This is a genomic window from Kribbella sp. NPDC050281 (assembly GCF_040655855.1).
GTDB lineage: Bacteria > Actinomycetota > Actinomycetes > Propionibacteriales > Kribbellaceae > Kribbella.
This window is the reverse complement of record NZ_JBFAKS010000001.1, coordinates 330,484-356,989: the sequence shown is the minus strand read 5'-3', so window position 1 is coordinate 356,989 and position 26,506 is coordinate 330,484. Positions and strand designations below refer to the sequence as shown.

The 26,506-nt window shown below is 68.8% G+C and carries 25 protein-coding genes; 14 read left to right on the top strand and 11 right to left on the bottom strand.

What is annotated here, in order from left to right; all coding sequences use genetic code 11:
• The first annotated feature begins 2 nt into the window (after nt 1-2).
• On the top strand, nt 3-1,433 hold the full coding sequence (locus AB0I34_RS01815; protein ID WP_360437719.1) for a gamma-aminobutyraldehyde dehydrogenase: 1,431 nt from the start codon (nt 3-5) through the stop codon (nt 1,431-1,433).
• A gap of 119 nt (nt 1,434-1,552) precedes the next feature.
• Here the strand turns inward: AB0I34_RS01815 and AB0I34_RS01810 are convergent, their stop codons facing one another.
• The gene (locus AB0I34_RS01810) at nt 1,553-2,638 is read right to left on the bottom strand and encodes a glycoside hydrolase family 172 protein (RefSeq protein WP_360437716.1); all 1,086 of its coding nucleotides are present in this window, start codon (nt 2,636-2,638) and stop codon (nt 1,553-1,555) included.
• 137 nt (nt 2,639-2,775) lie between these two features.
• On the opposite strand from AB0I34_RS01810, the gene AB0I34_RS01805 reads away from it, so the two are divergent.
• From AB0I34_RS01805 to AB0I34_RS01775, 7 genes are all read left to right on the top strand, one after another.
• The gene (locus tag AB0I34_RS01805) at nt 2,776-5,436 is read left to right on the top strand and encodes a hypothetical protein (protein ID WP_360437714.1); all 2,661 of its coding nucleotides are present in this window, start codon (nt 2,776-2,778) and stop codon (nt 5,434-5,436) included.
• Complete coding sequence (locus AB0I34_RS01800; RefSeq protein WP_360437712.1) at nt 5,433-6,356, top strand: BadF/BadG/BcrA/BcrD ATPase family protein; 924 nt, start codon at nt 5,433-5,435, stop codon at nt 6,354-6,356. Before AB0I34_RS01805 ends, AB0I34_RS01800 begins: the two co-directional genes overlap by 4 nt.
• Nucleotides 6,357-6,365: 9 nt before the next feature.
• The gene (locus AB0I34_RS01795; RefSeq protein ID WP_360437709.1) at nt 6,366-7,034 is read left to right on the top strand and encodes a putative N-acetylmannosamine-6-phosphate 2-epimerase; all 669 of its coding nucleotides are present in this window, start codon (nt 6,366-6,368) and stop codon (nt 7,032-7,034) included.
• Nucleotides 7,035-7,144: 110 nt separating this feature from the next.
• Nucleotides 7,145-8,524, top strand: a complete 1,380-nt coding sequence (gene ngcE / locus AB0I34_RS01790) for an N-acetylglucosamine/diacetylchitobiose ABC transporter substrate-binding protein (protein WP_360437706.1) — start codon at nt 7,145-7,147, stop codon at nt 8,522-8,524.
• A gap of 1 nt (nt 8,525) precedes the next feature.
• Nucleotides 8,526-9,416 (top strand): sugar ABC transporter permease, encoded by an 891-nt coding sequence (locus AB0I34_RS01785; RefSeq protein WP_360437703.1) that lies wholly within the window; start codon nt 8,526-8,528, stop codon nt 9,414-9,416.
• 9 nt (nt 9,417-9,425) lie between these two features.
• Nucleotides 9,426-10,331 (top strand): carbohydrate ABC transporter permease, encoded by a 906-nt coding sequence (locus AB0I34_RS01780; protein ID WP_360437700.1) that lies wholly within the window; start codon nt 9,426-9,428, stop codon nt 10,329-10,331.
• Nucleotides 10,328-11,572 carry a hypothetical protein gene (locus AB0I34_RS01775; protein WP_360437697.1) on the top strand — a complete coding sequence of 415 codons (1,245 nt, stop codon included), beginning with the start codon at nt 10,328-10,330 and terminating at the stop codon, nt 11,570-11,572. Before AB0I34_RS01780 ends, AB0I34_RS01775 begins: the two co-directional genes overlap by 4 nt.
• Before the next feature lie 545 nt (nt 11,573-12,117).
• On the opposite strand, the gene AB0I34_RS01770 is transcribed toward AB0I34_RS01775, so the two are convergent.
• Both AB0I34_RS01770 and AB0I34_RS01765 read right to left on the bottom strand, forming a co-directional pair.
• The gene (locus AB0I34_RS01770; protein WP_360437694.1) at nt 12,118-14,181 is read right to left on the bottom strand and encodes a YhgE/Pip domain-containing protein; all 2,064 of its coding nucleotides are present in this window, start codon (nt 14,179-14,181) and stop codon (nt 12,118-12,120) included.
• Nucleotides 14,178-14,870, bottom strand: a complete 693-nt coding sequence (locus tag AB0I34_RS01765) for a hypothetical protein (RefSeq protein WP_360437691.1) — start codon at nt 14,868-14,870, stop codon at nt 14,178-14,180. Before AB0I34_RS01765 ends, AB0I34_RS01770 begins: the two co-directional genes overlap by 4 nt.
• Nucleotides 14,871-14,925: 55 nt before the next feature.
• On the opposite strand from AB0I34_RS01765, the gene AB0I34_RS01760 reads away from it, so the two are divergent.
• Complete coding sequence (locus AB0I34_RS01760; protein WP_360437688.1) at nt 14,926-15,528, top strand: TetR/AcrR family transcriptional regulator; 603 nt, start codon at nt 14,926-14,928, stop codon at nt 15,526-15,528.
• Here AB0I34_RS01760 and AB0I34_RS01755 read toward each other — a convergent pair.
• From AB0I34_RS01755 to AB0I34_RS01740, 4 genes are all read right to left on the bottom strand, one after another.
• A complete protein-coding gene (locus tag AB0I34_RS01755; RefSeq protein WP_360437685.1) occupies nt 15,525-17,087 on the bottom strand; it encodes a molybdopterin-dependent oxidoreductase in 1,563 nt (520 codons plus the stop codon). The two genes, AB0I34_RS01760 and AB0I34_RS01755, sit on opposite strands and share 4 nt — an antisense overlap.
• A 98-nt stretch (nt 17,088-17,185) precedes the next feature.
• On the bottom strand, nt 17,186-17,737 hold the full coding sequence (locus AB0I34_RS01750) for a MarR family transcriptional regulator (protein WP_360437682.1): 552 nt from the start codon (nt 17,735-17,737) through the stop codon (nt 17,186-17,188).
• A gap of 129 nt (nt 17,738-17,866) precedes the next feature.
• On the bottom strand, nt 17,867-19,129 hold the full coding sequence (locus AB0I34_RS01745; RefSeq protein WP_360437679.1) for a type IV secretion system protein: 1,263 nt from the start codon (nt 19,127-19,129) through the stop codon (nt 17,867-17,869).
• A complete protein-coding gene (locus tag AB0I34_RS01740; protein WP_360437676.1) occupies nt 19,129-19,863 on the bottom strand; it encodes a hypothetical protein in 735 nt (244 codons plus the stop codon). Before AB0I34_RS01740 ends, AB0I34_RS01745 begins: the two co-directional genes overlap by 1 nt.
• Before the next feature lie 102 nt (nt 19,864-19,965).
• Here AB0I34_RS01740 and AB0I34_RS01735 point away from each other — a divergent pair, with 102 nt between their 5' ends.
• The gene (locus AB0I34_RS01735; protein WP_360437674.1) at nt 19,966-20,763 is read left to right on the top strand and encodes a metallophosphoesterase family protein; all 798 of its coding nucleotides are present in this window, start codon (nt 19,966-19,968) and stop codon (nt 20,761-20,763) included.
• 81 nt (nt 20,764-20,844) lie between these two features.
• On the opposite strand, the gene AB0I34_RS01730 is transcribed toward AB0I34_RS01735, so the two are convergent.
• Entirely contained in the window at nt 20,845-21,489 is a 645-nt protein-coding gene (locus tag AB0I34_RS01730; protein ID WP_360437671.1) for a GNAT family N-acetyltransferase, read from the bottom strand.
• A 34-nt stretch (nt 21,490-21,523) separates the two neighbouring features.
• Between AB0I34_RS01730 and AB0I34_RS01725 the strand changes: the two genes are divergently transcribed.
• Both AB0I34_RS01725 and AB0I34_RS01720 read left to right on the top strand, forming a co-directional pair.
• Nucleotides 21,524-22,450: a hydroxymethylglutaryl-CoA lyase gene (locus AB0I34_RS01725; RefSeq protein ID WP_360438128.1), complete on the top strand. Its 927-nt coding sequence runs from the start codon at nt 21,524-21,526 to the stop codon at nt 22,448-22,450.
• Nucleotides 22,451-22,490: 40 nt separating this feature from the next.
• Nucleotides 22,491-23,330 (top strand): helix-turn-helix transcriptional regulator, encoded by an 840-nt coding sequence (locus AB0I34_RS01720; protein WP_360437668.1) that lies wholly within the window; start codon nt 22,491-22,493, stop codon nt 23,328-23,330.
• 3 nt (nt 23,331-23,333) lie between these two features.
• On the opposite strand, the gene AB0I34_RS01715 is transcribed toward AB0I34_RS01720, so the two are convergent.
• Nucleotides 23,334-23,720, bottom strand: a complete 387-nt coding sequence (locus AB0I34_RS01715; RefSeq protein ID WP_360437665.1) for a VOC family protein — start codon at nt 23,718-23,720, stop codon at nt 23,334-23,336.
• Nucleotides 23,721-23,725: 5 nt separating this feature from the next.
• Complete coding sequence (locus AB0I34_RS01710) at nt 23,726-24,421, bottom strand: EcsC family protein (RefSeq protein WP_360437662.1); 696 nt, start codon at nt 24,419-24,421, stop codon at nt 23,726-23,728.
• 147 nt (nt 24,422-24,568) lie between these two features.
• Here AB0I34_RS01710 and aat point away from each other — a divergent pair, with 147 nt between their 5' ends.
• On the top strand, nt 24,569-25,234 hold the full coding sequence (gene aat / locus AB0I34_RS01705) for a leucyl/phenylalanyl-tRNA--protein transferase (protein ID WP_360437659.1): 666 nt from the start codon (nt 24,569-24,571) through the stop codon (nt 25,232-25,234).
• On the opposite strand, the gene AB0I34_RS01700 is transcribed toward aat, so the two are convergent.
• Nucleotides 25,227-25,919, bottom strand: a complete 693-nt coding sequence (locus tag AB0I34_RS01700; RefSeq protein WP_360437656.1) for a TetR/AcrR family transcriptional regulator — start codon at nt 25,917-25,919, stop codon at nt 25,227-25,229. The genes aat and AB0I34_RS01700 overlap by 8 nt on opposite strands.
• A gap of 112 nt (nt 25,920-26,031) precedes the next feature.
• On the opposite strand from AB0I34_RS01700, the gene AB0I34_RS01695 reads away from it, so the two are divergent.
• On the top strand, nt 26,032-26,505 hold the full coding sequence (locus tag AB0I34_RS01695) for a nitroreductase family deazaflavin-dependent oxidoreductase (RefSeq protein ID WP_360437653.1): 474 nt from the start codon (nt 26,032-26,034) through the stop codon (nt 26,503-26,505).
• The last annotated feature ends 1 nt before the right edge of the window (nt 26,506 follow it).

The following is a 26,506-nucleotide window of genomic DNA, read 5'->3' as shown; positions in this document are numbered from 1 at the left end:
TCATGGAGCAAACCCTCACCAACCTCGTGGACGGCAAGCCGGTCCCGGCCCAGAGCGGAGCGACGTACGACGTGATCGCGCCGGCCACCGGCGAGACGTACACCCGCGCGCCGCTGTCGGGTCCGGAGGACGTGGATCAGGCGATGACCGCGGCCGCGCGGGCGTTCGAGACCTGGCGCGACACCACGCCGGCCGAGCGGCAGCTGGCCCTGCTCCGGATCGCCGACGCGATGGAGCGACGCGCGGACGAGTTCATCGCGGTGGAGAGCCGCAACACTGGGAAGCCGCTGGCGATCGCCGCGACCGACGAGGTGCCGCCCTGTGTGGACCAGTTAAGGTTCTTCGCCGGTGCGGCGCGGGTGCTGGAGGGCCGCTCGGCGGGCGAGTACCTGGCCGGCCACACGTCGTGGGTACGCCGCGAACCGATCGGCGTCGTCGGTCAGGTGACGCCGTGGAACTACCCGCTGATGATGGCGGTCTGGAAGATCGCACCGGCCCTTGCCGCCGGCAACACGATCGTGCTCAAGCCGAGCGACACCACCCCGGCATCGACCGTGCTCCTCGCCGAACTGTGCAACGAGTTCCTGCCACCGGGTGTGTTCAACGTCGTCTGCGGCGACCGCGACACCGGCCGTGCTCTGGTCGACCACGAGATCCCGCAGTTGGTTGCCATCACCGGTTCGGTCCGGGCCGGGATGGAGGTCGCGTCGTCGGCGGCCCGGCAGCTCAAGCGCACTCACCTCGAACTCGGTGGCAAGGCGCCGGTAGTGGTCTTCGACGACGCCGACCTGGAGCAGGCCGCGGAGGCGATCGCCGACGCCGGCTACTACAACGCAGGGCAGGACTGCACCGCCGCGACCCGGGTGCTGGCCGGTCCCCGGATCCATGACGACTTCGTCGACGCGCTCACCGTCCGCGCCAACCGCACCCGTACCGGCCGCCCCGACGACCCTGACGTCGCGTACGGCGCCTTGAACAACGAGGCTCAGTTGCACCGGGTGGACGGCTTCGTCCATCGCCTGCCCGACCACGCGTCGGTGCGGACCGGCGGTGCGGTCGTCGGCGAGCGCGGGTACTTCTACGCGCCGACGGTCGTCTCCGGTCTGAGGCAGGACGACGAGGCGATCCAGCAGGAGATCTTCGGCCCGGTCATCACGGTCCAGCGGTTCACCGACGAGGACGAGGCACTGCGCTGGGCCAACGGCGTCGAGTACGGCCTGGCCTCGTCGGTGTTCACCCGCGATCACGGCCGCGCGATGCGGATGGCCCGCCGCCTCGACTTCGGCTGCGTCTGGATCAACACCCACATCCCGATCGTCGCCGAGATGCCACACGGTGGCTTCAAGCACTCCGGCCACGGCAAGGACCTGTCCATGTACGGCCTGGAGGACTACACCCGCATCAAGCACGTCATGTCCAACATCGAGATCTAGTGCAGCTCCGTGCAGCTCGACAGGAGGTGTCGGTTCAATTCGTCCGCCGAGCAGGTTCGACGAGCGGCACAAGTTCATGCCACAGGTGACACCTCCTGTCCGTTTGCACAGCACCACAGCTAAACGACCTCGAGGTAGTCCTTTCCCGGCAGCGGAGGGAACGGTGCGTGCGGCTCGGTCTGGTACCAGTACGACGTGGAGGCCACGTCGTCCTGGAGTTGCAGCAGCCGGCCGTCGCGCCGCCAGCCGAGGGCCTGGACGGTGACCCTCAGGTCCTCGGTGAAGCGGATCGTGTCGGCGATGTGCCAGCGGTAGAGCCCGAACCGCTGCTGGTTCTTCATGAACCCGTCCGGCTGGATCGCTTGTGGCATCCCGAGGTACGGCGTCGTGAACGTCGCGTACACGCCCTCCGGGTGGATGAACCCCCACGCGCCGCCGAAATAGTCCTCGGTCCCGGTCCCGCAGATGGTGGGGTACTCGTCGTCGCCGTCGAGGTAGAACTTGACCTCGCCCTCACCCCACCACCCCGAGTTGTTGCAGCCCCACGCGACGTACGTGCCGACGTACTGCCCTTGGCCGCGGACGCCGTCGAGCAGCGTGTGCACCTCGCCGTACGGGATCGGGTTGCTGCGTCGCCACTGCGCGTGCAGGTACGCCGTGTCGTCCGGGACCTCGGTCTTGACGAAGTCGACCTGGTAGAAGAGCTCCGGGACCTCCGTCTCCAAGAGGTTCTCGATCGTCAGCTTGGCGCGGCCGCGGAACGGCATCTGCCAGTAGCTGTTGAAACCGCCGGACGGGTTCACCGCGATCGGCACCGAGCTGACCTGGCAGTGCTGACCCCAGCCGTTGCAGAAGAAGTCGCCCAGCGGCACTTCGATCGACGGCGTCTCCTCGTCGTCCCAGTACGCGCGCAGCACCAGCGACCGCCACAGCTTCGAGTCGACCGTGATCCACACGTGCGTGATCGCTCCCGGTCCCTCGATGTCCGCGATCGTCGTGGTCGACTCCGGTGCGAGCGGGATGCACGGCGCCATCTTCCAGCCCGGGCCGAGCTCGCGGGCCTGTCGTGAATACGCGCCCTCGGTCGCCCGGGCGCCGCCCGCCTTCGCGCCGTCCGGATTCTCCGCACTGATCGAGTAGGTCCGTGCCGCCGACAACCGCGCCACGTTGCCGAGATGAACGTCGAGCCCGTTGAAGTCACCCATGGCGAATGACCCTAGAGGCCGTGGCCGGTCAGCAGGCGCCCATCGGCGGACCGGGTGAGACCGGCGTGTCCCGGAAGCCCCGAGTGGTCTACTCAAGGTGCTTTACCCGGCCGGGCGGAGTCGGCGACAGTGAACCGGTGACCGCATCAGCGCCTGTCGCCGTCATCGGACCACCCGGCCCGGCGGCCACGCTCACCGGTGCCCTCGACCGGGCCGGACTCCCTTACGTCCGGTACGACGCCCAGCCCGCCGAGCTCTCCGGTCATCGTGCGGTGTTCGTCCTCGCCGGCCGCTATCCGGAACCCGACCACCTCGATACCGGCGCGCTGGCGCAGTACGTCGCTTCAGGCGGATCGGCGTACGTCGAGTTCGCCCTCGACGCGACCGGGTTCCTGCCGGCCGGGGACGTGCGGGAGGCGCACATCGAGCGGATCTTCACCACGGCGGCGCTGCCAGGGCTGGAGCCGCTCAGCATCCTGGACGAGCACCTGTCCCGCGCTCAGGAAGTAGCCGCCCCGAGCAACGCGGTCGAGCTGCTCAGCTACGGCACGGTCGCCGGCACGCACAAGGCCGTCTTCGGTCCACCCGAACACACCTTCCCAGCCCTCCTGGACATCCCGGTCGGCGACGGCCGATTGCTCTACGCCACGACCGCACTCAGCCACCACCTCGAGGGCCGCTACAAGCCGGTACGCCGCTGGCGGCGCCTGATGCAGGTGATCGTCGCCGAGGTCACCGGCACCGAGATCGCACCGGACCTCGAGGTCTTCACCGAGCCGCGTGTCTGGGTTGCGTCCGGCGAGCCGGTCCGTCTGGTCGTGCGGTCCGCGACCAAGCCGTCGTCCCCGGATCTCGACCTGATCGAGACGGCGACCGGGAGGTTCGAATCCGAGCCGCAGTACCTCGACGACGGCGAACACACCTTCACCGTCGGCGACCAGCAAACGACCGTCAGGGTCGGGCCGCGGGCGGAGCGTTATCGCCGGATGGTCGACAGAGGCATTGCGTGGTTCGACCGGGCCGGTATGTTCTACGCCCGGCCGGACGGGTCCAAGGGCGTCGCGGAAGGCTTCTCCAACGAGGTCGACGTCGACGGCAGACTCCCGTTCCGTCCGGTTCCGCGCGGCGACTGCTTCACCCAGACCGCGCACGCCTTCCGGATGTACGCCGACCTGGCGGACTTCCCGCGCGGTCACACGATCGCCGACAACCTGATGTGTCTCGTGGTCGAGGAGGAACAGCTCACCGACCGCAACCAGTTGTATGGCGCCTGGGAACCGCGTGGAGCACGCACCGACCTGACCGCGACGAACAACCTGTTTGCCGACGACAACGGCTGGATCTCCCTCTTCGCGCTGATCTCCGGTGCGACCGAGGCCGGGCTGCGCGGCGTCGAGTCGCTGATGCGGACCGCGAGCGAGGAGTTCGGCCTGCAGGTCGACCCATGGCGAACCCCGTCGACGATCCTGGTGAAGGGCTGGGAGGAGATCGCCCGGACCCCGATCGAGGACGGCCTCGACCTGACCTCGCACTGGCAGAGCTCGGCACAGTGCGCCTACCTGTACGCGTACGGCCTGACCGGTGAGCAGCGGTACCTCGACATCGCCACCCGCGGACTGGACCACATGGCGAGCCATCATCCGCGCGCCCGCCTGGAGACCAGCCGGACCTGTGAGGCCGGCCGCTTCCTCCTCCCGCTCGTCGGCGCCTACCACTACACCCGCAAGCCCCTCTACCTGGATACGCTCCGCTCGCTGGCGGAGTACCTGAAGAGCCGGCAGGGCCCGGACGGCGGGTTCGCCGAGTGGGACGGGAAGTGTCCGCCGAGCAACGAGGCGTACGGCGTCGACGAGGCGTCGATCTTCCAGGCGAATGGCGACCCGATCACCGACCAGCTGTACGGCACCCCGTTCGCCGCCTGGGCGCTGCCGCTCGCGCACCAGGTCACCGGGGAGAAGGTGTTCGAGGAGCTGGCGCACGGCGTACTCGACTATCTGAGCCGGATCCAGATCGACGACCCGGACGACGAGCAACTCGACGGGACCTGGCAGCGGGCGTTCGACTTCGAAGCGTGGGAGTACTTCGGTTCGAACGCGGACCTCGGCTGGGGACCGTACTGCGTCGAGACCGGCTGGTCCGTGGCGCCCGCGCTGATCGGCGCGATGCTCTACCTGAGCGGCGACCCCTTCTTCCCGCCCGAGCCCAGCACCGGGCACAGCGTCACCGTCGCCAAGGTCCAGGCAGAGTTCGACGCGATCCTCACCGGACGCCCGGCACCGGTCGGCTTCGCGCGGCGTGACGACGCCCGGATCGTCCGCACCCAGGACGGCGCTCAGGCAGTGCTCGGCGAGTTGGTCGCAGCCGGTGAACCGGTCTGGGCGCGGAACGAGCCGGCCCGATCGACCGAGATCTATGTCCGCGGCGCGGACGGCCACCTGCACCACACCTACCTGGACGACCGCGTCGGTCAGGGCCGGTGGCAACAAGTTGGCGAACTGGAACTGGCCGACGACCCGGTGGTCGCGTTCAACCCCGGCGCCGACGCGGTCGAGGTGTACGTGCTCGGTGTGGACCGCCGGATCCACCACTGCTCGATGATCGACGTGCGCGGCGGCCACACCCCGTGGGAACCTGTCGGCACCTTGCACTTCACCGGTTCGCCCGCCGTGCTGTACGACGAGACGCTCGGAACCGTCCGCCTGGTCGCCAACGACATCGCCGGACAGGACCGCCGGACCCGCAAGGTGAACCGTTGGCACCTGCCGTGGCAGGACTACTCACACTGGATCACCGCATGACTCACCTCGCCATTGACGGCGGTCAGTCCGCCCTCCGACTCCGAGCCCTCCCGTCCCGGCGTACCGGTACAGGCCCTGGGTACACCCACGGCCCGGACGCACTCCGACGGATGCTGACCGCCATCGGAGCGGCCGCCGCCGAGGCAGGTGTGAGCGGACCGGTCGAGGTGGTCGCTCTCGGGTTGACGGGCTACCCGCCTGCTCCGGGAGCCGCGGAAGAGTTCGCGGCGGACGTCGGCGAACTGCTGGACGCCGACGAGGTGCGGCTGACGCAGGACATGGTGACCGCACACGCCGGCGCCCTGCCCGACGGGTATGGCGTGGTGGTTGCCGCAGGCACCGGACTTGTCTGTCTCGCGCTGGATCGCGACGGCAGTTGGCACAAGCTCGACGGACACGGGTACCTGTTCGGCGACGCTGGCAGTGCCTTCGCGATCGGCCGTGCCGGTCTGGTCGCCGTCCAGCGCGCCCGCGACGGCCGCGGCCCGGTGACGAAGCTCGCGGACACCCCGCTCGATCCGGTCACGCTCTATCGATCCGCGACGCTGGTCGACGACGTTGCCCGCTTCGCTCCCGACGTACTGCGCTGTGCCGCCGAAGGGGACCCGGTTGCCGCGGACCTCGTCGTACAGGCAGCTGGGGACATCGGCGAGACGATCAACGCGGCCGTCGCGCAGTTGGCCGGCGAAGGACCGGTGCCGGTCGCGTGTGTCGGCGGGCTGTTCCGCGGTGCCGGCGATCAGTTGCTGGAGCCGGTCCGCGCGGCGCTGTCGGCCCGTGCACGGCTGACCCCTGCCGTCGGCAACTCGCTCGACGGCGCCGAGCGGCTCGCGACCGGATCGCTGCAGCCGTATGCCGATCTCACCGTGATCCACCGCAAGACACAAGAGAAAGGGCGCCCTCGCTTCGCTCGGGGGTGACAACAGACGATGAGAGTTCTTGCCCACGGCACCCTCGTGGTGTCCTGCCAGGCCGGGCCCGGCAATCCGTTCTACTCGCCCGAGGCGATGGCGCTGATGGCCCGCGCGGCCGAGGCGGGCGGGGCCGGGGCGATCCGGGCGAACGGAGCGCTCGACGTGGCCGCGATCCGGGCAGTGACGGACCTGCCGATCATCGGGCTGAACAAACTCGGCGATCCGGCCGGCGTCTTCATCACCCCGACGTACGACTCGGCCGTCGGGGTGGCCCGGGCCGGGGCCGACCTGATCGCGCTGGACGGCACGATGCGGCCGCGGCCGGACGGGCAACGGCTGGACCAGCAGATCGCCCGGATCCACGAGGAGCTCGGCGTACAGGTACTGGCCGATGTGGACAGTGTCGACGCGGGTCTCGCGGCCCGTGCGGCGGGCGCCGACCTGGTCGCGACCACGCTGTCCGGGTATACCAATGGCACGTCGCCGACCGGACCAGACGTCGAGCTGGTCCGGCAGCTCGCGGCGAAGCTGGACTGCCCGATCGTTGCCGAAGGCAGGATTCGTACGCCCGAACACGTCCGCGCTGTGTGCAATGCGGGCGCGTACGCCGTCGTGGTCGGTCACGCGATCACGAATCCGATGGACATCACGGCCCGACTGGTCGAGGCGATCCCGGGGACATAGGCCATCCGAGTGGTCTAGCCCACCTTGTCGACGAGGGTCGAATCCTCTTCCGCGCGAGTTCCGGGCGGCGTATCCATGACGCAACTCAACCCTGGGAGAGGACGCGACACATGAGCATTGCCGGCAAGGTCGACCGCCGTACCCTCCTCCGCGTGGCGCTGGCCGCGCCCGCCGTGGCGGCGCTCGCCTCCTGTGCGAAGCCGGTCGCCGACAAGTCCGCGCCGGCCGCGAGTACCGGCGCCTCGGTGGACGGCTCGAAGCCGCTGGAGTTCTTCAACTTCGACGGCGGCTACGGCAAGGAATGGACCACGATGCCGCTGGACCTCTACCGCAAGGAGTTCCCGCAGGCGGAGGTGAAGCTGACCAGCGGCCAGCAACTCCAGCAGCAGCTCCAGCCCCGCTTCATCCAGGGCGACCCGCCGGACCTGATCGAGAACGTCGGCCTCGACGGCGCCGCCCTGGCCGCCAAGAAGCAGGTCATGGACATCGGCGCGCTGCTCGAGATGGACGCGTACGACGAGCCCGGCAAGAAGGTCAAGGACACCCTGCTGCCGGGCGTCGCCGAGGCCGGCCGGTACGACGGCGTGAAGTACGAGATGCCGTACGTGTTCGGCGTCGGCGGGATCTGGTACAGCAAGCCGCTGATGGACAAGCACGGCTGGACCTACCCCAAGCACTGGGACGAGATGCTCGCACTCTGCGAGGAGATCAAGAAGACCGGGATCGCGCCGTGGACCTACCAGGGCAAGTTCCCCGGCTATCTGACCAACCCGATGCTGATGACGGCGTACAAGGCGGCCGGGCCGGACCTGAAGAAGAAGGTCGACAACCTCGAGCCGAACGCCTGGCGGGATCCGGCCCTGATCCAGGCCGCCGAGGGCTACCAGGAGCTGGCCGCGAAGGGCTACCTGCTGGAGGGATCGCAGGCGCTGTCGCACACGCAGTCGCAGACCTACTGGGCGCAGGGCAAGGCCGTGTTCATCCCGTGCGGCGGCTGGCTGGAGAACGAGCTGGGCGCCATCGCGCCCAAGGACCTCGGCATGACGATGGTGCCGGTCCCGGGCTGGTCGAAGGACGACAAGGCGCCGTTCGAGACGGTGACCGGCGGCCCGGGTGGGGCGCTGATCGTGCCGGCCAAGGCGAAGAATCCGCAGGGCGGCCTGGAGTTGCTGCGGATCATCCTGTCCAAGCAGTGCATGAAGAACTTCACCCAGGTGACCAAGTCGCTGACCGTGGTGCAGGGCGCGTCCGACGGCGTCGAGCTGTCGTCCGCGAACAAGTCCATGCAGGACGTGATCACCGCGGCCGGCGCGAACATGTTCGCCGACTGGTCGTTCCGGCTCTGGTACAAGAAGCTGCTCGACAACTCGGACAAGGCGATGGCGGCGCTGATGAACCGCGAGGTGACGCCGGACGAGTGGAGCAAGCAGATGCAGAAGTACGCCGACGAGACCGCCAAGGACCCGTCGATCAAGAAGTTCCACGTCTGACATGCACCACGGCAAGTACCGGTTCGTCCTCAGCCTGCTGCTGATCCCACTCGGCTTGTACGCCGTGTTCGTGGTCTCGCCGTACGTGCAGGCCTTCCCGATCGCGTTCACCGACTGGGAGGGCCTGTCGGCGGACTACCACTACATCGGGTTCGACAACTTCGTCACGCTGTTCCACGACTCGGTGTTCTGGGTCGCACTGCGGCACAACCTGTTCCTGCTGATCAGTCTGCCGGTGATCATCGTCACGCTGTCGCTGTTCTTCTCCGCGATGCTGAACTACCGCGGCGGCGTACCGGGCGCGAAGTTCTACAAGGTCGTGTACTTCTTCCCCAGCGTGCTGTCGATCGCCATCGTCGGCGTGCTGTGGCAGTTCATCTTCGAGCCGCGGAACGGATTGCTGAACGGGTTCCTGCGGGCGATCGGGCTGGACGGTCTGGCCCAGCTGTGGCTCGGCGAAGGGAAGACCGCGCTCGGCTCGATCATGGCTGTGGTCGTCTGGGGTGGCGTCGGCTTCTACGTCGTCCTGTTCACCGCGGCGATGGCGGCGATCCCGCGGGAGTTGTACGAGGCGGCGCTGCTCGACGGCGCCGGCGCGCTCCAGTCGTTCTGGCGGCTGACGCTGCCGCTGATCTGGAACACCGTCCAGGTCGCGCTCGCGTTCCAGGTGATCGGCGCGCTGGACCTGTTCGCGCTGGTGAAGATCCTGTCGGTCGGGCCGGGCGGACCGGACGACGCGACCCAGGTGATCTCGCTGTACATGTACACGAACGCCTTCACCTACGGGAAGTTCGGTTACGCCTCGGCGATCGGGGTAACGCTGTTCGCCATCAACATGATCCTGACCCTGCTGACGTTCCGGCTGACCCGCCGTGAGCGGGTCGAATACTGAGGAGCACAGGTGGCCACTCTGACGGATCCGGCCCGGATCGACGCCGCCCCGGCTCCCGCCGTACCGGATCCACCGACAGGGCGGACCGTGGGATCGCGGGTGCTGGGCGGCACGTCCCAGGGGTTCGTGCTGGTCTGGGGCGCGATGGTGGTGTTCCCGCTGCTCTGGGCGGTGCTCAGCTCCTTCAAGTCCGACGCGGACATCTTCAAGAGTCCGTGGAGTCTGCCGTCGGTGTGGCACTGGGACAACTTCTCCCGGGCCTGGAACGAGTCCCACATCGGCACGTACTTCTTCAACAGTGTGATCGTCGTCTGCGGCGGCGTACTGCTGACCCTGCTGCTGTCGTCCGCCGTCGCGTACGTGCTCGCGCGCTTCGAGTTCCCGGGCAGCCGGCTGCTGTACTACGTCTTTGTTGGCGGCATGGTGTTCCCTGGGTTCATGGCCCTCGTGCCGTTGTTCTTCGTGGTTCAGAACCTGGGTCTACTCAACACGTACCTCGGCCTGATCCTCGTCTACGCGACACACGGCATGTCGTTCTCGGTGTTCTTCCTGACCGCGTTCTTCCGGACCCAGTCCAAGGAACTCGCCGAGGCGGCGCTCGTCGACGGCTGCTCACACTGGGGTGTGCTGTTCCGGATCATGCTGCCGCTGGCCCGCCCCGGGCTGGTCAGCATCGGCATCTTCCAGTTCCTCGGGATGTGGAACGAGTACCTGCTCCCGCTGGTGCTGAACACCGACGAGAGTCGCTACCTGGTCACCCAGGGTTTGGCGAACATCGCGGTGACGCAGGGGTACCACAGTGATTTCTCCGGCCTGTTCGCCGGACTGACCATTTCGATCCTCCCCGTGCTGGCGGTCTATCTTGCCTTCCATCGACAGATCAGCACCGGTATGACGGCTGGAGCCCTCAAGTGACCGATCTCCTGCTCGCCGCGACGTCGCTCGACGTCACCCCGCCGCCCGGGCACCGCCTGGACGGGTACGCGGCCCGGACTGCTCCCGCGACCGGTGCCGCGGACCCGTTGCGAGCCACCATCATCTGGCTCGGTACGGCGGACGACCCGGGGGTGCTGTGGCTGACTCTGGACGCGATTGCTGTGGGCAAGCAACTGACCACGGAACTGGCCGCGGCCGCAGCCAAGGTGGCCGGGATCCCGCCGGAGAACGTGGTGGTGTCCGCGTCGCACACGCACTCCGGGCCGTCCGGCTGGACCGGCCAGATCCACCCGGTCATCCCGGCCGAGCGGGAGCCGGCGCTGTACGAGGCGCTGAGCGCGTCGATCGCCAATGCGACGTTGGAGCGCCGTCCGGTGACGGCGTCCTGGCGATCGATCGAGGTGGTCGGGGTCGGCACCAACCGGCACCGGCGGAACGGTCCGCACGACAACACCGCCGGCATCCTCGCGCTTCACTCCCTCGACGGCTCGCTGGAGGCGATCCTGCTGGACTTCGCCTGCCACCCGACAACCCACGGCCCGGAGAACCTGCAGTACTCCGCCGACTGGCCCGGCGCTGCCCGTGCAGCACTGGCACCCGCGGTGGTCGGCTACCTCCAGGGTGCCGCCGGCGACGTCAGTCCGCGCTTCACGCGCCAGGGCCGCGGCGCCGTCGAGGTCGCCCGATTGGGCGGTCTGCTCGCGTCCCGGGTCCGCGAGGCCTTGGCCGGCCCGGGCCTCGAGCTACCCCGGTCGGTCCCGGTCATCCGCCGTACGACGATCAGCCTGCCGGTCCGCGATCTACCCTCGGCCGACGATCGGGCCTCGGCCGTCGCCACGGCCGAGCGATCCTTGCGTGACGGCATCGACGACCCGTCGTCCCGGATCGCGCAGACCCGGCTCGACGGTGCGCGCGGCCAGGCGCTGATGGCCGCTGCATCGTTGCCGGAGACGCTGGACCTGCCGGTCAGCGTGGTGACGATGGGCGACGTGTGCTGGGTCAACCTGCCGGTCGAACTGTTCGCGCTGCACGGCGCCTGCCTGCAGGCGGACAGTACGCACCCGATCACCCGCGTCGTCGGCTACACGGACGGCTACTACGGCTACATCGTCGACCCGTCCGCCGCCGATTCCGGCGCCTACGAAGCCCTCATCACCTTCTTCGACCAGCCCACCACCAACCGCCTCCTCTCCGAAACCGCCGCCTTCGTCAACAGGTAGCTCGCACGGGCCGTGGGTTTGGGCAGGAGCCGGGGGCAACCAAAATACTTCCGGCGCCGATGTAACGCTCCGTGTTCTCACACCGATGTGACCCCCGGAAGCTCCTGCCGGTCTAGTCCGGCAGGACACCACAACGGGGCGCTGGCGGTCGGCGTCGAACGCCTGGACCTCGATCGACGCGAAGGCCGACACGGGGAACCACTGGGGCTTCACCGGTACGTACTTCAACACCGGCACCGACCGGTGCGGCATCAACGGTTCGCGGTGCACGCTGACCGAGGCGCTGTCCAAGCTGGGCGACGACGCGAAGTTCATCTCCGCCGGCGTCGGCAAGGGCCGGGACAACGCCTGGCACGGCGCGATCCGGTCCCTCACCATCGCCAACACCACCTACACCTTCACCGCCGCTGGCGTCCTCGCCGCCAACTGACGGCCGGCGACTCGCGATCTCGTCGACTTTGTGCACCGCGTACGTACCGAATCGCCGCTGGGATGCGGATCCGATGCACAAAGTCGACGCTGAACAGGACGTGGTGGGCGCGGGTTTAGATGGCCAGCTCCGGTTGGAGCTTCTTGGCGGGCCAGACTCGTTGGGTGCGGGCGGCTAGGGTCGAGGCCGCTAGGGCTACGGCGAACCAGGCGGCCAGGGCTAGGAGGTCGCGGCCTAGGGAGGTGCCGGGGCCGCCGTACATGAGGTGGCGTACGCCGTCGATCGCGTAGCTCATCGGGAGCGCGTGGTGGAAGAAGTACAGCGGCGCCGGGATCGTCTGCCACGGGAAGGTGCCGCCGGCGCTGACCAGCTGGATCACCATCAGGACCAAGCCGAGGAACTTGCCGACGGCACCGAACCAGGCGGACAACGCGTGCAGGATCGCGACGAACGTGAACGACGTCAGGATCAGGAAGCCGACGGTCAGCCACGGATGCGCAGCGTGGATACCGAGGCCGAGTGTGACCGCGGTGAACACCAGTGCCGCCTGGATCGCGCCGAAGAGGGCTGGAGGCAACCATCCGCCGAGGGCGACGCGGAACGGCGACTGTAACGCGGCCAGTGCCCGCGGCGACAGCGGCCGAACCAGCAGGAACAGTACGTAGGCGCCGATCCAGCAGGCGAGGCTGAGGAAGAACGGAGCCAGCCCGGCGCCGTAGCTGTCCGCGGTCGCCTGGGAGACGTTCTGCAGCGTGACGGGTGCGCCGAGGGTCTCGGCCACCGCCTTGCGCTGGTCGGCAGACGGGTTGGGAATCTGCTGGACGCCCTTGGCCAGCCCGGCGTTGAGCTGGGTGGCGCCGGTCTTCAGCTGGGTGACTCCACCGGCCAGGCTGTTCACGCCGGTGAGCAGCTGGCCCTGGCCGGTCACCGCCTGCTTCTCACCGGCCGCGAGTTGCTGGGCGCCGGTCTGCAGGCTCGTCAGTCCGGTCTTGAGTTGGCCCGCACCGGTGTCGAGTTGCTTCGCGCCGTTGGCCGCCGTACCGATGCCGTTCGTCAGCGCCGGCGTTGCCTTGGCCAAGGCGGCGGCGCCGTTCGAAACCTTGCGGGCGCCGGTCGCGAGTTGGTTGAGCTGCTTGGAGGTCGACTGGATCTTCGTGTTCGCGGTGACGACTGGCGCACGCAGCTTTGCGGTCTCGGCGAGCACCTCGTTGATCTGCGCCTGCGTGAAGCCACGGGCCTTCAGCCGCTGCGCCAGTGTGCCGTCCACCGTGCTCAGATCCTTGACCAGGGTGCTGGACGCGGTAGCGACCTGGCGTCCGGCGGTGGCGACCTTCTCGTTGCCGTCGGCCACTTGATCGGCGCCGTTGGCAAGCGTCTTGGTCTGCTTCGGCAAGGTCGCGGTCTTGCGCTCGAGAGTGCCGAGGCCGGAGTCCAGCTTGCTCGCTCCGGACGCGAGCTCGGTCGCGCCCTGAGACGCCTGGCTGGTCCCGGTCGCCAGCTTGGTCGCGCCGGCGGAGAGCTGCTTCTGCGCGGTGTTGAGCTGGGTCGCGCCGGTCTGGAGCTTGGTGACCCCGGACGCGGCGCTGGTAAGACCAGTCTGCAGTTGCGCGGCACCAGATGCTGCCTGGCTGACCTGCGTGTGGATCGTGTTGTAACCGGCCAGCAGCTTGCTCGCCGCGGTCTCACTCACCTGTGCCGCGACGGTCTTGGTGACCTGCGCGACGACCTGGTTCGCGATCGTGTGGGCGAGGTAGTTGTTGGCGTCGTTGGTGAGCAGCTCGAGATTCGCCTGCCGGGGTGTGAACTCGGCACTCGACGCAAGGTCGCCCGAGAACGACTTCGGCAGCACCAGAGCGAACTCGTACGTCCCGTCCGACACGCCGTCGGTGGCGGCCGCACGGTCCACCTTGTGCCAGTCGAAGCTCTTCGACTTGACCAGTTCGTCCGCGACCTCCGGCCCGACATTCAGCTTCTCGCCGGTGGACAGCGTCGTACCCGCGTCCTCCACCACGACAGCGGTGGGGATCTTGTCGAGGCGGCTGTACGGATCGTGGTTGGCGTAGAGGTAGAGGCCGCCGTACAGGACCGGCACGAGCAGCAGTGCGACCACCGCCAGCTTCGGCAATCGTCCCGCGGTCAACCGCCGCAGCTCACTCAACGCCATCCGCAGCGCGGTCACGCCTTCAGCTCCTCATCAATGGCAGTCACAGGTTCCACCGGCGCGACGGGCGCAACCTGGATCGGCTCGGGCTGATCGACAGAGCCGAGCTGTGCAGCCGGCACACCCAGGAGTCGTGCCGATGCGTCAGCACAGGTGATGATCACGCCGTACCCGCGGGACGCCAGGCGGCGGCCGAGGGCGTACCACTCATGCGGATCGCCGCCGTGGCGGTCCGGCATCGTCAGGATGACTACTTGTACGTCGGGTCGCGCCACTGTCAGCTCGGCGAGCAACTCGGTCCGCTCGGCGACCGGTAGGTGCTCGAAGCGCTTGCCCGCGTGCTGTGCCGCATCGTGCTCGTCGAGCCACTCCAGTACGGCCTTCCGGCCGGCCTTGCGTCCAGCGATCGCCAGCTCTTCGCCAACCACGGTCTGCACGGGCAGCGCGTCGTCCGGCTCGGTGATGCCGGGTGCGTCGACCACAGCGACCCGGCGGCGAAGCAGGGCGGCGTCAGTCGCGCCGTCCAGCCGCACCCGGCCGGTGTCGGGTCGCAACCGACCGGACAGTCCGAGTGCTGCCGCGACATGGCCGGGGCCTGGGTAGCCCGCCAGCAGCACGACCTGATGGTCGGCGACGCCCACCGATGTGGTGCCCAGCATCGGTGCGTGTGGGCCGCGCACACTGATCCGGCTGGCATCGAGCTGCATCCCATTCCCCGTTCAATACGGTTGTGTATTCAATACAGAACTGTATCCTACTGCTATGGACGCACCCAAACGCCGCCGCTCCGCCACTCGGTCCCGCCTCCTCGACGGCGCCCTCGAGGTGTTCGCCGAGCGCGGTTTCAACGGCGCTTCGGTGGAGGACATCTGCGAGCGGGCCGGCTTCACCCGGGGCGCCTTCTACTCGAACTTCGGGTCCAAGGACGAGCTGGTGCTGGCGTTGTTCCAGGCAACCACCGACCGCCTGCTCGAACAGATCGGCGCGCTGCTGCCGGACCTTGCGAGTCAGCCCGGCACGCTGCTGGACGCCGTCCTCGGGCTGCTCGACGAGGCGGCCGGGGACCAGCGGCAGTGGCATCTGATCTCCACCGAGTTCACCCTGCACGCGTTGCGGAATCCGGAGGCGGCGCGGGCGCTCAATCGGCAGCGGGCGATGTTCCGGTCGAGCCTGACCGAGCTGGTCGAGGAGATCTCCGAGACCAGCGGGATGCGGATGAGTGTCCCGGCGGAGCAGTTCGTCCGGCTCGTCATCGCCGTACACGAAGGTGCGCGGTCACAAAGCCTGCTGGAGCCCCGGAAGGTCCCGGCCGGCTCGCTCGAACGGACCTTCCTGCCGATGGTCCTGACCGCGGTGACCGACTAGTTGACCTTCACGCTCACGGTGTGGAGGCCGGTCGAGCCGTTCGGTGCGGGGGGAGCCGACGCCTCGACCTGTGGGTTGCCCTTGGCATCGAACGCCCGGGACTGCAGCATGTGCATCCCGTGCGGCGCGTTGTCCCAGGTCCAGTGCCACTGCCGCCAGGTGTCGATCGACGCGTCCGTCGCCAGCGTCGCCTCGTGCCACTGGCCACCGTCCACCCGGACCTCGACCTTGGACACCCCGACGTGCTGGTCCCACGCGACCCCGGCCACCGTGACCTGACCGGCAGGCACCTCCTTGCCGCCCGGTACGTCGATCCGCGACGACAACTTGATCGGCCCGAGCGCCGACCAGCCGCGCGGCGTCCAGTACGCCTCGAACTGGTCGAACCGGGTCACCTCGATGTCCGTCAGCCACTTCGTCGCGGACACGTACCCGTACAGCCCGGGTACGACGATCCGCACTGGGAACCCGTGCTCGACCGGCAACGGCTGCCCGTTCATCGCGTAGGCCAGCATCGCCTGACGATCGTCGAGCAGCGTGCTGAGCGGCGTACCCGCGGTGAAGCCGTCCTTCGACGTGGACTGGATCGCGTCGGCGTCCGGAGACGGGCCGGCCTCCTGCAGCAGGTCCTTGAGCAGTACGCCGGACCACAGCGCGTTCCCGATCAGGTCGCCGCCGACCTCGTTGCTCACGCAGGTCAGCGTCACCCACTTGTGCAGGACCGGGCGTTTCAGCAGGTCGTCGAAGCTCAGTTCGATCTCGTGGTCGACCATGCCGTGGATGCGCAGTTTCCAGTCCGACGGCAGGATCTGCGGCACCGACAGCGCCGTGTCGATCCGGTAGAAGTCGTCGTTCGGGGTGACCCACGGCACCGCGCCCTCCGCCTGCGCACCCGCCGGCGCGTCGAGGCTCGGCGGCTTCGGCAGGTTGAGCGCCTTCCGTGCATCGGCGACGGCGGCACGGTTCCCCGAGACCACCCGGCCGAGCAGGCCGACGGCCGCCGCGCCGATCGCGACTCCGGCCGACAACTGCAGGAATCCGCGCCGGCTCACGCCGTCGTCGACTCCTTGGAGGAGCGGCTCGAGCCGCCTGCTGAAGAGCCGCAGAATGATCAGGGCCGTGATCCCGGCGACCGCTGACGGCAGGAACCCGGTCTGTCCGGCGTCCGCCCGCGTCGCCGCCGCGATCACCGCCGCCCCGGTCAGTACGACGATGATCAGTGCGCCGGCCCAGTAGCGCCGTACCGCGAGAATGCCGCCGATCGCGGCCAGGGCGAGCAGGACGATCACGATGCCGACGCGCAGCGCGGTCTTGTCGTTGGTGCCGAACCAGGAGATCGCCAGGTCCTTGAGCCACGGCGGGACCCGGTCGATGAACGCCGACCCGATCGCCACCACGGGTGTCTGCGAGGTGCCGAGGAGCCCGGCGGCCACGCTCCCGGCCGCCAGTCCGGACAGAGCGGCGAGGATGCCACCGAGGGCACCACGCCAGCGGATCCCGTTCCTGCCCTCGGTACGACGTTGGGGCGCCCGCGGCTGGTCGACGAGTTGCTGGTTCACCTCTCAACCATTACGCGGCGGGGCGCCCGACACCAGCCGGGCGCCCCATCCGTTAGTCGCGGGTAATACAAATATCGAGTTTTGCCCCGGATACTGCGTCAGATGCGCTCGGGAGAGATCTGACCCAGCGATGGCCGGCCGTTCGGCCAGCGGCGGGCGTTGTCGCGAACCCGGCGCAACTTGCCGAGCACAACCTCCCGCTCGTCGGCCAGTTGAGACATCCAGAGGCTGTCGATCTCCAGGAGGTGATCCGGCAGTGCTTCGCGCAACCGCCGCTTTCCCTCCTCGGTGAGAACCGCGAACGAACCGCGGGCATCGTCGGGACAGGGTTCCCGGCGTACCAGACCGAGGTTCTCGGCGCGGTCGACCAGCCGGGTGATGCCGCCGGTGGTGACGGTCAGCTCCCGGGCTAGAGAGGTGAGACGCTGCTTCTCCCCGTGACTGCGGGCCAGCCGCAGCAACAGTTCGAACATTGCCATTTGCAGACCACTGCGCTTGAGGGAGTGACGCATCACATGATCGAGTTCGGCCGCTGCTTCTCGCAGCAGACCGTACGCGGTGAGGACGTCGCTTTCCCATGGTTCCGCGGCGCGGGTGGGTTCTGCATCGGCGAGCGCTAGGGGCGAGCAAAGCGAAGGCGCGATGGTCATGCGCGGACTCTATTAGCTGACTAGGTCACTTCGCTACACGGGGTGACCCTTCGGCTACAGATCGACCCCGAACCGACAAGCTTCTGAGCCTAACCCGGCCACCGCCGAGCGCCCTCGGCGGGATCCGGTCTAGCGCGGTGCGGACGGCGTACTGCCATTCGGACCCTTCCTTTCGCGACGGGGTTCGCGGGATCCGCCGGGCTGGGACAGCGGACCGAAGGACGAGGTCGGAGTGGTCGATCCGCCGCCCTGCTCACCGGCCGAGTGCGCCGCGGCGCCGGCCAGACCGCCGGCGAACTTCCGCGCGCCGTTCACCATCCCGCCGGCCGCGACGACGCCGGGATGCGACCCGACTCCGACCGCGCCCGACGCACCACGGCCCGAGGATCCACCACCGGACCGGCCCGATCCGCCGCCCCCTCGGCCGAAGACCGAGCGGCCGACACCGACGGCGCCGGTCGCCATACCGCCCGGATCGGCCACTGTGCTGCCCATCCCCGAGCCGCCGCCGGCCACCGCGGCAGTGACCGGAACCAGGAAGCGGAGCAGGGCCGGTAGCGCGAAGATCGCGAGGAACAACATCATCAGGCCGGTCGTGGTCTGCACGAAGCTGTTGTCGGACTGCCCGATGCCGCTCTCGTTCATCTTCAGCGCGGCCGCGTAGATGAGCGCCGCGGCCGGCTTGTACGCGATGAACGCCAGCGACCAGCCGCAGTACTTGCGGAACCAGGACCGGCCGATCTCGGTGTTGGTCGCGGCCGCGGCGAGCGGGAACGTGCCCGCCAGCAGGATCAGCATCGAGGACCGGATCACCATCAGCACGACCTGGATCAGCGCGGCCAGAATGACGGCGACGCCGGCGAACATCATGATCAGCGTGGCCGGGTTCGTTCCCGTCACGGTGCCCAGGCTGCCTTGCAGCATCACGTCGGCGAGTGCGGTGGCCAGCGTCGTGTCGTTGGGATGCGCGGAGCGGATGATCGCCTCGGCGAGCTTGTCCGACCACTCGGCCAGCAGTTGCAACGTCGCGGACCCGGCCGCACCGACGGCGACGAACACCATTGTTGCCTTGAGCAACTCTTGGAGCGGCCGGGCGCGCTGCTCCCAGGCCAGCCGCATCCCGGCGACCAGCACCGCGACGGTGAAGACAGCCGCCGACACCCACAGCACGTTGCCCTGGAGGAAGTCGACGATCGCGCTGTTCCGCGGACTCGAGGTGTCCGCGCCGACCGAGAGTGCCGGGCTCGGCTGGTGGATCCAGAAGGTTGCGATCGCCTGGATGCCCTCGTACGCCGCCTGTCCGATGCTCTTCGCGATCTGCTCCAGTGCGTTGCCTGCGACGTCGTTCAGACCCCTCGTGATGTGGCAATCGATCTCCGTCGGCCCACACATCAGACACCGCTCCACGGCACGAAGTCGCTCAGGTCCCGGTGCTGGGAGTACGGCGCTCCGACCGCCCCGCCGGGAGGTGGTGACTGGAGGCGCCAGTCGCCGTCGTACCAGCGCATGGTCAGCGTGATGCTCATGTACGCCGACTCGGCCGGAAGTGCCAGCATGATCGTGGCTCGGTCTCCGCCGGCGTCGAGCACGCGGAAGCCGGCCACCTGCGAGGCGGACGAGCCGGACGGCTCCGACTCGCTCTGCGCACGCGTCAGGGCGTCGGTGTCCGGGCCCGGGACCATGAGTTTCCGGATCGTGGCGAGCGCCTGCTCCTGGTCGGCGAAGGCGGCGACCACGTTGTAGGCAGCGAAGACGGCGCCTGTCGGTGAGTGGGCGAAGCAATGCCGGAAGCCGTCGGGATCGGTCCGGGCAGGTCCGGTCGCGCTCGATCGCGGTACGACGACGCGACGGCTGACCTCCCAGGCATCCACGGCCGGCGGCTTCGTCGGGATCGTCTGATCACCACCGGGCAGACCACAGCTGCCCTCTCCAGTTGCGGCAGGCTGGGCGTCTGGCGTCGCGGGTGGTGCTGTGGGTGCGGTTTGCGCTGCCGCCTGTTGGTCGTCGTCCGAGGTCAGAGCGCTGACCAGCAGCAGAGCGCCACACAGCAGCACCGTGCTGACGACCACGCAGGCGGTGACGAACCCGCGTCCGAACGGTGACTTGTCCTCGTGTTCCGGCCTCATGGATCAAGGCTGGCAAAGATCGGCCGATCGCCGCGGAAGTTATCCACAGGCCTGGGCCGCCGCGGGAAAACCGGTGTCGGTGGGGTGCGGCAGGGTGGAACCATGACGGACATGGGGCTGGAGCGGATCGCGCTGATCTCGGACGTGCATGGGAACCTGACCGCGTTGGAGGCGGTGCTCGCGGACATCGAGCGGCGGGGGATCGGGCGGATCTTCAATCTCGGTGACTACGTCGGGAAAGGACCGCGAGGGCAGGCGGTGGTGGACCGGTGCCGGGAGGTCTGCGAGGTGAACATCCTCGGCAACTGGGACGACTCGCTGCCGGACCCGGACCGCGAGTTCGACACCGAGGGCATGCGCTGGTGGCGGAAGGAACTGCGCGAGGACCAGGGGACCTGGCTGCGAGGGCTCCCGTTCTGCCACGACTTCCTGCTCAGCGGCCGGCAGATCCGGTTGTTCCACGCGTCGTCGACGAGCGTTCACAAGCGCGTCCGGTTCGATCACGACGAAGCGGAGTACCGGCTGATGTTCGAGAACACCGAGGCCACCGGCGCCGGACCGGTCCCGACGATGGTCGGGTACGCCGACACCCACGACCCGTTCTACGAGGTCGATCTCGGCCGGACGCTGTTCAACATCGGCTCGGTCGGCAACAGCCTGGACGATCCGACCCCGGTCTACACGATCCTCGAAGGCGTGCCGGACTCACCCGATCCGGCGACGTTCTCGATCCAGTTCGTCCGCGTCCCGTACGACGCGCACGCCGAGCTCGAGATCGCCCGCGAACTCGGCATGCCCGAACTCGACGGCTACGAGGCCGAGATCATCCGGGGTCTGTACCGCGGCAACTTCTACGCCGGCGAACCGCACACGTACCACCGCCGGCTCCGCACCACCTGAGGACGTTGTCCCCAACGTTGTCCACAGGTGTGGATTAGGTGCCCCGAGCAACGGTCCGACCATCGGATGTTCACCCGGTGGTCACTTGACCAGAAGAGCTTCCGAACCTACAGGCCGGTATCCGGCCGCGAGGAACGTGCGCATCGATGCAGCATTCCCCGGTGTGACCTGCGCCCAAACGTGTGCATTCGCAGGAATCAAGGCCCGCGCGGCCCGCGCCAGCCGGCGCCCGTGTCCCTTGCCGCGGGCGTCTTCCGGTACTTCGATCGCACACTCGACGCGATCCGCGAGACCGCGTCCGGTCAGCACGAACCCGCCGTACTCGTCCACGTACACACGGACGTCGTCGCGGGTGTGCAAGGCGTTCTCGATCCGGGGGTGCTGGTGGTCGGTCACTTCGCTGAGACCGGCGGTCGCCGCGGTGCGCTCCGCCGGGTCGGTGACTGCCGGCGCGAGGAGCATCGCGTCGAGGGAGGCCACGTGGCGTTCCGTCGCCGCCTCGAGAGCCGACAGGAACGGCGGGTTCGTCGGTGCGCACAGGTCGCCTGGTGGCAGTCGCTCCGCGACCCAGGCGGCGTCGACATCGGCGGCGATGACGATGTGGGCGGTGAACGCGACCAGGCAGGACGCTCGGTCCGACGGCGGGGGCACGACGGTGATGCCGAGGTCCGGGGGCGGGAACGCGCCGCGTTCGACGCCACGCAGAATGTCAGCAAGAGTGTTCATCACGACCATTGTCGGCGGTACGGAGGGCAAGGACATGCGGAAGCCGCAGGTGGAGCGGGCCGACGGACTGCCCGGCCGGGTCACGATCTACGAGGTCGGTCCCCGCGACGGACTGCAGAACGAGTCGGCGATCGTCGACGTGGCGGTTAAGGCGGAGTTCATCCACCGGCTCGTGGCCGCGGGCCTGACGACCATCGAGACGACCAGTTTCGTGCACCCCAAGTGGGTGCCGCAGCTCGCCGACGCCGCGGAGCTGCTCGAGGGGCTGGACCTGCCGGAAGCCGTCCGGGCGCCGGTCCTGGTCCCGAACGAGCGCGGCCTCGACCGGGCCCTGGCCGCGAACGTGCGGGAGATCGCGATCTTCGCCAGCGCGACCGAGACCTTCGCCGCGAAGAACCTGAACTCCACGCTGGACGACCAGTTCGCGATGTTCGCCCCGACGATCCACCGTGCCCTGGCCGAAGGGCTGACGGTCCGTGGCTACGTGTCGATGTGTTACGGCGATCCGTGGGAGGGCGACGTACCGATCGACCAGGTCGTGAAGGTCGGCGCGCGGCTGGTCGAGCTCGGCTGCCACGAGCTGTCCCTCGGCGACACGATTGGTGTGGCGACGCCGGGTCAGGTGACCGCGCTGATCGCCGCCTTCGGCGCGGCTGGGGTGGGGGTCGACAAGCTGGCTGTGCACTTCCACGACACGTACGGCCAGGCTCTCGCCAACACGCTGACCGCGCTCCGCGCCGGCGTCACCACGGTCGACAGCTCGGCGGGCGGCCTCGGTGGATGCCCGTACGCCGAGAGCGCGACCGGCAACCTGGCCACCGAGGACCTGCTCTGGCAGCTCGACGGCCTCGGCATCGAGACGGGCGTCGACCTGGAGAAGCTGGTCGCCACCAGCGTCTGGATGGCCGGTCAGCTGGGCAAGCCGTCGCCGAGCCGGGTGGTGCAGGCGCTCGCCGGGTAATCCGCTGGGAAATGTCGGTAGGTGCGGTCAGGATGGTCGGGTGACTGATCGCCGGACCGAGCTCGGGGAATTCCTGAAGGCGCGGCGCGCCCGGGTGTCCCCCGAGGATGTCGGTCTGCCCGCCGGCGGTCGGCGTCGTACGCCCGGACTGCGCCGTGAGGAGCTCGCTCAGCTCGCTGGGGTCGGCGTGACTTGGTACACCTGGCTCGAGCAGGGCCGGCCGATCAACGCCAGCGGGCAGGTACTCGACGCGGTCGCCGGGACGCTGCGACTCAGCTCGATCGAGCGCGAACACCTGTATCGCCTGGCCGAGGCGACTCCGGCGCGGCCGCCGCGCGTGACCGATTGCGCGAACGAGAACGTCTTCGCCGAGATCCTCGGCGCGCTCGACCCGTTGCCCGCGGTGATCACGAACACCCGGTTCGACATCGTCCGGACCAACGCGGCGTTCAGCGACCTGTTCCACGACTGGCACGCACTGCCCTGCATCCACAAGAACCTGCTCTGGTGCCTCGTCACCGAGCCGACCTCCCGGCAGCAGTTGCTCAACTACGACACCGAGGTCCCGTACCTGGTCGGCCGACTACGGTCGGCGTACGGCGAACATGTCGGCGATCCCGACTGGGAGACGGACCTGGAGCGGCTGCAGAAGCTGAGTCCGGAGTTCGCTCAGCTCTGGTCCCGGCACGAGGTCGCCGCGTGCAGTCCACGTCCGCGACACATCCTGCACCCGGAGGCCGGTGAGCTGCATCTGACCGTCACCGAGCTGGCCGTGCCCGCGCATCCGGAGCTGGTGTTGTTCGTCGAGACACCGGCCGACGAGGAGACGCGCAGCCGGCTTCCGATGACCCGACGCTCGGTGGCGTCGGCCGGGGTCTGACGGTCAGCGGGACTTGGGTGGACCGCTCGGCGTACGCCAGGTGGTCAGGCAGAACGGGTGTCCGGCCGGGTCGAGGAAGACCCGGAACACCGATGGCTCCGGCTGGAGCGGGGTCGGGGTCGCGCCCGCCTCGATGACGCGGGCCTGCTCCGCGTCCAGGTCCGCCGCCATGAAGTCGAGGTGGCACTGCTGCGGCACGCGCGGATCCGGCCAGGTCGGCGCCCGGTAGTTCAGGTCGCGCTGGAAGCCGATGCTGTACGTCTCGAACCTCAGCTCCACGAACGCCTCGTGGACGACGGCCAGCTCACCACCCGCGACGCGCTGGTAGAACTCGCCCAGCTCCAGCGGATCCGGACAGTCGAGCGTCGGGCCCCAGAACGGCGCGACCACGCTCGTCAGGGCTCGATCGGGCGGCGGATCCGGCGGACCAGACTCTTGTCGGCGTACTGGCCGACCCGGTACGTCGACCAGCCGTCGACGGTGGCGGCGACCGCGCCACCGAGCAACGGAACCCGCCGGGTGAAGGTGAGCGCCATCTTCTTCCCACTGATCCGCGCGATCAGCTCGCCGACGACCTCACCGGCGACCTGCCGGTCCAGCTCGGGATCGAACACCGGAGCGGTCGCGATCGCCAACGGCGACGTCGGGAGACTCGACTTCTCCAGCCGGTCTGTGATGCCGTCCTCGCCGAGCAGGCAGGTGATCACAGCGGTGCGGACGCGCGGGTCACCGAGGTCGTAGCCGCGCAGGTGCGCGATGGCGGCGACCATGCGTGCCTGGACGATCGCGATGCCGGTCAGGTTCGCGGGCAGCGCGACCGGGAGGGTGACCAGGCCGCCGAGGCCGGTGGCGAAGCCCTGCACGCCGGCCAGCCTGATGTGCTGGTCGATCACGGCGTCGATCGCGAGCTGTGGGTCACCGCCGACCTTGGCCAGCTTGGTCTCGGCGACCCGCTCCGCGCCGGGGAACCGCTGATAGCCGTCGATCGCGATCTCGAGAACCTGGCGCAGGGCACCCGCTGCGGCTTGCGGTGCAAAGCGCTGCGCGGCGGGCGCGAGACTGCTGGCAACGAACCTGGCTACTCCGGCCACGGTGCTCCTTCCGGCCCTCCCCGCGACGGAGTCGGGGCGTGCCTCAACTCTACGTGGCTCCTGGTACCCCGCCACTCGGGAGAAACCCTTGGTGTCCCCTAGGTGGCTGGTGGGAGCCGGCGATGGGTCGTGGTCCAGGATGGTGGCGTGCCTGTCGAGCCTGCTGGGTCTGTCTGGGAGTTTCCGCCGGTGGCGGTCGCCGGGGCGAGTGACGTGGTCGCGGGCGGCGCGGATCTGGCTCCGGGGACGGTGCTGGCGGCGTACCGGGCGGGGCTGTTCCCGATGCCGGACCACCGCGGTTCGGTGCTGTGGTGGTCGCCGGTCGATCGGGGCGTGATCGAGGTGGCCGGGTACCGGCCGTCGCGGACGGTGCGGCGAGCCCGGAGCAAGTTCGAGATCCGGGTCAACACCGCGTTCGACCAGGTCATCCGGGCGTGCGCCGATCCGCGCCGGCCCGGCTCGTGGATCGACCGGGACATCATCGCGTCGTACGCCGAACTGCACCGGCTCGGCTGGGTGCACTCGGTCGAGGCCTGGGACGGCGACGAGCTCGCGGGCGGCCTGTACGGCGTCGCGATCGGCGGGCTGTTCGCCGGGGAGTCGATGTTCCACCACAAGACCGACGGGTCGAAGGCCGCGGTGGCCGGGCTGATCGAGTTGCTGGACGACGAGTACGCCGCCGACCGGGTGCTCGACATCCAGTGGGTGACGGACCACCTGGCGACGCTCGGCGCGGTCTCGATCCCGCGCGAGGTCTATGTACGCCGGGTCGCGCAGGCCCTCACAGTGCCACTGCCCAAGGCCTTCAGCTGAGGCCGATGAACTTCGCCATCTGCCGGGTTGCCGCGTCGTAGAAGTCGTCCGCTGGATCCATCGTCCCGACCAGCTGACCGAACAGCTCGAAGCTGATCATCCCGAACAGCTGCGTCCAGGCGATCACCACTCGCAGCAGGATCCGGTACGGTACGCCGGGAGCGATCGCCGCAATCACGTCGAGCTGTTCGGGCAGCTTGCCGGTGGGCTCCGGCACGTCGCCGGGAAGCTTGAGCCAGCCTTCCGCGTGGGCCTGGCTCACGATGCGCAGCAGGACGATCGGCGTCCGCGCGGCGGGCTCGACCGTCGCCTGCGGTGCCTGGTAGCCACTGATCGGTGAGCCGTAGATGAGGGCGTACTCGTGTGGGTTGGCCCGTGCCCACTCGCGGAGAGCGGCGCACACCGCCAGCCACGCCTGGATCGGGTGCTCGTAGTCCTTCGCCGCTGCCGACTCGGCCGCCGTACCGAGAGCGTCGTACGCGTCGACGATCAGGCCGGTGAGTAGGTCGTCGCGGCTCGGGAAGTACCTGTAGAGGGCGGACGAGACCATGCCGAGCTCGCGGGAGATCGCCCGCAGCGACAGCGACTCGGCTCCCTCCGTGGCGAGTTGCCGGCGGGCGGCTGCCTTGATCTCCTCGGTCAGCTCGGCGCGGGCTCTCTCGCGTGCGGTGCGTCCGGCGTTCATAGAGGCAGTGTGCCACAAAACCGAGAGCAGTGCTCTTGACAGGGAGCACTGCTCCGGTATTCACTGATCACAACAGAGAGCACCGCTCTCGCAGACTTGGAGGGGCACCACGATGCCGGAGTACAAGCAGACCTACGACGCCAACCGCGTGATCACCACTGCCGACGGCAGCATGCGGATCTTCAACCGGATCGTCGCGCGCTTCACCAAGCTCGGGATCAGCCTGATGGGCAGCCGGGTCCTGTCGGTCCGCGGCCGCAAGACCGGCGACTGGCGGAGCACCCCCGTCAACCTCCTGGTCCTCGACGGACAGCGCTACCTGGTCGCACCCCGCGGCCACACCCAGTGGGTGAAGAACCTCCGCGCCAGCAACGAGGGCCGGCTCCAACTGGGCCGCAAGATCGAGACCTTCCGCGCCGAAGAGGTCCCCAACGCCGACAAGCTCCCCGTCCTCCGCCTCTACCTGAAGAAGTGGGCCTGGGAGGTAGGGACCTTCTTCTCCGGCGACGTCACCAAGAACTCCCCCGAAGAAACCCTCCTTCACATCGCCCCCGGCGTCCCCGTCTTCAAGATCCACGCTGTCTGAG

What these genes read in the sequence shown, in the direction of transcription:
- AB0I34_RS01740 (WP_360437676.1), bottom strand. Translation starts at nt 19,863, where the DNA reads ATGAGGCCGGAACACGAGGACAAGTCACCGTTCGGACGCGGGTTCGTC.
- AB0I34_RS01695 (WP_360437653.1), top strand. Translation starts at nt 26,032, where the DNA reads ATGCCGGAGTACAAGCAGACCTACGACGCCAACCGCGTGATCACCACT.
- AB0I34_RS01745 (WP_360437679.1), bottom strand. Translation starts at nt 19,129, where the DNA reads ATGTGTGGGCCGACGGAGATCGATTGCCACATCACGAGGGGTCTGAAC.
- AB0I34_RS01765 (WP_360437691.1), bottom strand. Translation starts at nt 14,870, where the DNA reads ATGCAGCTCGATGCCAGCCGGATCAGTGTGCGCGGCCCACACGCACCG.
- AB0I34_RS01735 (WP_360437674.1), top strand. Translation starts at nt 19,966, where the DNA reads ATGACGGACATGGGGCTGGAGCGGATCGCGCTGATCTCGGACGTGCAT.
- AB0I34_RS01725 (WP_360438128.1), top strand. Translation starts at nt 21,524, where the DNA reads ATGCGGAAGCCGCAGGTGGAGCGGGCCGACGGACTGCCCGGCCGGGTC.
- AB0I34_RS01750 (WP_360437682.1), bottom strand. Translation starts at nt 17,737, where the DNA reads ATGACCATCGCGCCTTCGCTTTGCTCGCCCCTAGCGCTCGCCGATGCA.
- AB0I34_RS01785 (WP_360437703.1), top strand. Translation starts at nt 8,526, where the DNA reads ATGCACCACGGCAAGTACCGGTTCGTCCTCAGCCTGCTGCTGATCCCA.
- AB0I34_RS01815 (WP_360437719.1), top strand. Translation starts at nt 3, where the DNA reads ATGGAGCAAACCCTCACCAACCTCGTGGACGGCAAGCCGGTCCCGGCC.
- AB0I34_RS01810 (WP_360437716.1), bottom strand. Translation starts at nt 2,638, where the DNA reads ATGGGTGACTTCAACGGGCTCGACGTTCATCTCGGCAACGTGGCGCGG.
- AB0I34_RS01795 (WP_360437709.1), top strand. Translation starts at nt 6,366, where the DNA reads ATGAGAGTTCTTGCCCACGGCACCCTCGTGGTGTCCTGCCAGGCCGGG.
- ngcE (WP_360437706.1), top strand. Translation starts at nt 7,145, where the DNA reads ATGAGCATTGCCGGCAAGGTCGACCGCCGTACCCTCCTCCGCGTGGCG.
- AB0I34_RS01730 (WP_360437671.1), bottom strand. Translation starts at nt 21,489, where the DNA reads ATGAACACTCTTGCTGACATTCTGCGTGGCGTCGAACGCGGCGCGTTC.
- AB0I34_RS01760 (WP_360437688.1), top strand. Translation starts at nt 14,926, where the DNA reads ATGGACGCACCCAAACGCCGCCGCTCCGCCACTCGGTCCCGCCTCCTC.
- AB0I34_RS01700 (WP_360437656.1), bottom strand. Translation starts at nt 25,919, where the DNA reads ATGAACGCCGGACGCACCGCACGCGAGAGAGCCCGCGCCGAGCTGACC.
- AB0I34_RS01800 (WP_360437712.1), top strand. Translation starts at nt 5,433, where the DNA reads ATGACTCACCTCGCCATTGACGGCGGTCAGTCCGCCCTCCGACTCCGA.